Genomic DNA, 5,072 nt, shown 5'->3' with positions numbered 1-5,072 from the left:
ATCCCGGAAGGCGTCGCGGGTCGGCGGCCGATCGGGGGCCTCGGTGAGGCTCCTGCGCGTGAGAAGTCGGGTGGGCCGACTTCTCGCGCGCAGGTGGCGGGGGTCAGGGGGTGGTGACGGCGTAGAAGGCGACGGCGGCGGCGGCGCCGACGTTGAGGGAGTCGATGCCGTGGGCCATCGGGATGCGGACGGGGTGGTGGGCGGCGGCGATGGCGCGGGGGGTGAGGCCGTCGCCCTCGGCGCCGAGCATGAGGGCGGCCTTGGGGAGGCTGTGCGGGGCGAGGGTGTGGAGGTCGACGGCGGTGTCGGCGGGAGTGAGGGCGAGCAGGGTGAAGCCGGCCTCGCGGACGGTGTCGAGGGCCGCGGGCCAGGGGTCCAGGCGGGCATAGGGGACGGCGAAGACCGCACCCATGGAGACCTTGACGGCCCGCCGGTAGAGCGGGTCGGCGCAGTCGGGGGAGAGCAGGACGGCGTCCATGCCGAGGGCGGCGGCGCTGCGGAAGATGGCGCCGAGGTTGGTGTGGTCGACCAGGCCCTCCAGGACGGCGACCCGGCGGGCGCCGGCGAGCACCTCGGCCGCGTCCGGGAGGGGCTTGCGCTCCATCGAGGCGAGCGCGCCGCGGTGCACGTGGTAGCCGGTGACGGCTTCGGCGAGGGCGGGCTCGACCACGTGGACGGGGGCGTCGGCCTCGGCGATGACGTCGCCCATCACCTCCAGCCACTTGGGGGTGAGCAGCATCGACCGCATCCGGTAGCCGGCGGCGAGGGCGCGGCGGATGACCTTCTCCCCCTCGGCGATGAAGAGGCCCTCGGCGGGTTCGCGGCGGCGGCGCAGCTCGACGTCGGTGAGGCCGGTGTAGTCGGCGAGGCGGGGGTCGGCCGGGTCGGTGATGGTGCGTGGTTCGGACACCCTGCGATCTTGCCAAGCCCGGGCGGGGAAGGCCAAACGGCGGAGGGGGCGGGTGGTCCCCGGCTGGCCGTAGTGCAAATATGACCGTATGGCCCGAAATCCGGGCCGATCCTGGGCTGCGTCGGCCTCTGGCGCCACTGGCTCCGCCGGCTCCCCCGGTGGGCGCCCACACGGTCGGCCGCAGCTGCCGCACGCGAAGCCGCGGTGGCCCGTGTGGCACCGGTCGGTGGCGGGGCAGGTGTTCGCGCTCCAGGTCCTGGTCGTGCTGCTGCTGGTGGTGGCGGCCGCGGTGGCGCTGGTGGTGCAGTCGCGCAACGACGCCGAGCACGAGGCGCGCAACCGTTCGGTGGCGGTGGCGCAGACCTTCGCCAGTTCGCCGGGCATCGTCGACGCGCTGCGCTCCCCGGACCCGACGGCCGTCCTGCAGCCGCGGGCGCAGTCCGCGCGGGTCGCCGCGGGCGTGGACTTCATCGTCGTGCTGAGCAACCAGGGCATCCGCTACACCCACCCGAACCCGGCGCTGATCGGCCGGAAGTTCGTCGGCACCTACGAGCCCGCGCTGCACGGGCAGGTGGTGACCCAGCACGTCTCGGGCACGCTCGGCCCGCTGGTGCAGGCGGTGGTCCCGGTGTACTCGCCGGACGGTTCGGTGGTCGGGCTGGTCTCGGCGGGCGTGACCCTGAAGAGCGTCAGCAGCGCCAGCGAGCGCCAGCTGCCGGTGGTGCTGGGCGCGGCGGCGGCCGCGGTGGGGCTGGCCACGCTCGGGACGGCGCTGGTCAGCCGCAGGCTGCGGCGCCAGACGCACGGGCTGGGCCCGGTCGAGATGACCAGGATGTACGAGCACCACGCGGCGGTGCTGCACGCGGTGCGCGAGGGCGTGATGATCCTCGGCGGGGACGGCCGGCTGCTGCTCTGCAACGACGAGGCGCGCCGGCTGCTGGACCTGCCGCCGGACGCCGAGGGCCGCCCGGTGGCCGGGCTGGGCCTGGAGCAGCGCCCGCTGGACCTGCTGACCGCCGAGCGCCCGGTGACCGACGAGGTGGTGCTGTCCGGGGAGCGGCTGCTGGCGGTGAACGTCCGGCTGATCGACCAGCCGGGCGGCCCGCCCGGCCGGGTCGCCACGCTGCGCGACTCCACCGAGCTGGCCGCGCTGTCCGGCCGGGCGGAGCGCGCGCAGCGGCGGCTGCGGCTGCTGTACGACGCCGGGGTGACGGTGGGCAGCACGCTGGACGTGACGCGGACGGCGGAGGAGCTGGCGCAGGTCGCGGTGCCGCGGTTCGCGGACTTCGTCACGGTGGACCTGGCGGACCAGGTGCTGACCGGTGAGGAGCCGCCGCCGGGCCCCTCGCTGGGGCGGATGCGCCGTACCGCGGTGACGGGGGTACGGGACGACGCCCCGTTCTACCCGGTCGGCACGGTGCTGGACGTGGTGCCCGAGACCCCGCTGGCCGGGGCGCTGCACAGCGGGGAGCCGGGCATCGAGCCGCGGCTGGCGGAGGCCGGCCAGTGGCGGGAGCAGGACCCGGAGCGGTCGGCGCAGGCGCTGGCGTACGGGGTGCACTCGCTGGTGCGGGTGCCGCTGCGGGCGCGCGGGGTGCTGCTGGGGGTGGCCCGGTTCTGGCGGGCGCAGCGGGCGGAGCCGTTCGAGGCGGAGGACCTGGCGCTGGCCGAGGAGCTGGTGGCGCACGCGGCGGTGTGCATCGACAACGCCCGCCGCTACACCCGGGAGCACGCGATGGCGGTGACGCTCCAGCACAGCCTGCTGCCGCGCAGGCTGCCGGAGCAGACGGCGCTGGACGTGGCGCACCGCTACCTGCCGGCCCAGGCCGGGGTGGGCGGCGACTGGTTCGACGTGATCCCGCTGCCGGGCGCGCGGGTGGCGCTGGTGGTCGGGGACGTGGTGGGGCAGGGGCTGCACGCGGCGGCGACGATGGGCCGGCTCCGTACGGCGATCCACAACTTCTCGACCCTGGACCTGCCGCCGGACGAGCTGCTGGGGCACCTGGACGAGCTGGTGAACCGGATCGACCAGGACGAGGCGGCGGGCGGCGAGCGCGCCGGGGTGGCCGGGGCGACCTGCCTGTACGCGATCTACGACCCGGTGTCGCGGCGCTGCACGCTGGCCAGCGCCGGGCACCCGCCGCCGGCCGTGGTGGACCCGCAGGGCCGGGTGGTGTTCCCGGAGCTGCCGACCGGGCCGCCGCTCGGGCTGGGGGTGCTGCCGTTCGAGACCGCCGAGCTGGAGCTGGCCGAGGGCAGCCGGCTGGTGCTGTACACGGACGGGCTGGTGGAGGACCGGCAGCGGGACATCGACGAGGGGCTGGAGCTGCTGCGGGCGGCGCTGGCCGGGCCGCCGCGCACGCCCGAGCAGACCTGCGCGGACGTGCTCGGGGCGATGCTGCCGGAGCACCCGCAGGACGACATCGCGCTGCTGGTGGCACGGACCAGGGTGCTGGCGCCGGAGCAGGTGGCGCAGTGGGAGGTGCCCTCCGACCCGGCGGCGGTGCGCGAGGTCCGGGCCGCGGTGGCGGAGCGGCTGACGGCCTGGGGGCTGGCGGAGGCGGCGTTCGTCACCGAGCTGATCCTGAGCGAGCTGGTGACCAACGCGATCCGGTACGGCTCCGGGCCGATCCGGGTGCGGCTGCTGCGGGACCGTTCGCTGATCTGCGAGGTGTCGGACGGCAGCAGCACCTCGCCGCACCTGCGGTACGCGGCGACCGAGGACGAGGGCGGGCGCGGGCTGTTCCTGGTCGCGCAGTTCGCGGACCGCTGGGGGACGCGCTACACGGCGACCGGGAAGGTCATCTGGACGGAGCAGCCGCTGGAGTAGGAAGTCGGCCGGGCCGACTTCCCACTCCCCCGCGGGCCTATCGCTGGAAGGCGGCCGCCAGCACGTTGACGACGTCGCCGATGACGATGACCGCCGGGGGCTTGACCCCCTCGGCCTCGACCACCGCGGCGACGGTTCCGAGGGTGGCGTCCACCCGGCGCTGGGCGGCGGTGGTGCCCTCCTGGACGATCGCGACCGGGGTGTCCGCCGGCCGGCCGTACTCGACCAGCCGGGCGGCGATCGCGCCGATCTTGTCCACGGCCATCAGCAGCACCAGGGTGCCGCTCATCCGCGCGGCGGCCTCCCAGTTGGTGAGCGAGCGCTCGTCGTCCGGGCCGACGTGGCCGGAGATGACGGTGAACTCGTGGGTCATGCCGCGGTGGGTGACGGGCACGCCGGCCGCGGCGGGGACGCTGATCGAGCTGGAGATCCCGGGCACCACGGTGACCGGCAGCCCGGCCTCCGCGCAGGCCAGCAGCTCCTCGCCGCCGCGGCCGAAGACGTACGGGTCGCCGCCCTTGAGCCGGACCACGAACTTGCCGGCCTTCGCGTGCTCGACCAGGGTGCGGTTGATCGCCTCCTGGGCCATGAACCGGCCGTACGGGATCTTGGAGGCGTCGATCACCTCGACGTGCTCGGGCAGTTCGGCGAGCAGCTCGCGCGGGGCGAGGCGGTCGGTGACGACCACGTCGGCGTCGGCGAGCAGCCGGCGGCCGCGCACGGTGATCAGGTCCGGGTCGCCGGGGCCGCCGCCGACCAGCGCCACGCCGGCCCCGTGCGAGCGGTACTGACGGGCGGCCAGCGAGCCGTCCCGCAGGCCGTCCACGATGGCGTCGCGCAGGGCGGCGGAGTGGCGCGGGTCGCCGGTGAGGACGGCCACGGTGGCGCCCGCGTCGCGGCCGCTGGCCGGGGTCCAGGCGGTGGCCGCGGCGGCGTCGTCGCTGCGGGAGCAGAACACCCGCTCGCGCTCGGCCTCGGCGCTGACCGCCGCGTTGACGGCCGGGTCGTCGGTGGCCACCAGGGCGTACCAGGTGTCGGCCAGGTCGCCGTCCCGGTACGGGCGGGCGTGCCAGGTGAGCTCGCCGGCGTCGGCCATGGCCTGGACGGCCGGGGTGGTGGCCGGCGCTATCAGGTGCAGGTCGGCGCCGGAGGCGATCAGGGCGGGCAGCCGCCGCTGGGCGACCTGGCCGCCGCCGACCACGACGACGCGGCGGCCGGCCAGCAGCAGGCCCACCGGGTAGGGGGTACGGCCCTCGGTGCTCGGGTGCGGGGTGGGCGCGGTCATCGGCGGTGCTCCTGATCGGGGATGAGGGTGTGGGGACGGTACGGCAC

The 5,072-nt window shown here is 75.9% G+C and carries 3 protein-coding genes; 1 reads left to right on the top strand and 2 read right to left on the bottom strand.

All coding sequences use genetic code 11. The annotated features are described in order from the left end of the window. Nucleotides 1-103: 103 nt before the first annotated feature. Complete coding sequence (locus ACFU6K_RS31085) at nucleotides 104-910, bottom strand: TrmH family RNA methyltransferase (protein ID WP_380668666.1); 807 nt, start codon at nucleotides 908-910, stop codon at nucleotides 104-106. A gap of 88 nt (nucleotides 911-998) precedes the next feature. Between ACFU6K_RS31085 and ACFU6K_RS31080 the strand changes: the two genes are divergently transcribed. Further along, on the top strand, nucleotides 999-3,740 hold the full coding sequence (locus ACFU6K_RS31080) for a SpoIIE family protein phosphatase (RefSeq protein WP_380668664.1): 2,742 nt from the start codon (nucleotides 999-1,001) through the stop codon (nucleotides 3,738-3,740). 37 nt (nucleotides 3,741-3,777) lie between these two features. Here ACFU6K_RS31080 and cobA read toward each other — a convergent pair whose 3' ends face one another. Next, the gene (gene cobA, locus ACFU6K_RS31075; protein WP_380668662.1) at nucleotides 3,778-5,025 is read right to left on the bottom strand and encodes a uroporphyrinogen-III C-methyltransferase; all 1,248 of its coding nucleotides are present in this window, start codon (nucleotides 5,023-5,025) and stop codon (nucleotides 3,778-3,780) included. Nucleotides 5,026-5,072 lie beyond the last annotated feature (47 nt).

Origin of the sequence: Kitasatospora sp. NPDC057512, assembly GCF_042802135.1 — a bacterium.
Taxonomy (GTDB): Bacteria; Actinomycetota; Actinomycetes; order Streptomycetales; family Streptomycetaceae; genus Kitasatospora.
Note: the sequence above shows the minus strand (reverse complement) of the source record. Positions and strands in the feature narration are given on the sequence as shown.

Coding starts and splice junctions, on each gene's coding strand:
- ACFU6K_RS31080 (WP_380668664.1), top strand. CDS start 999: ATGGCCCGAAATCCGGGCCGATCCTGGGCTGCGTCGGCCTCTGGCGCC.
- cobA (WP_380668662.1), bottom strand. CDS start 5,025: ATGACCGCGCCCACCCCGCACCCGAGCACCGAGGGCCGTACCCCCTAC.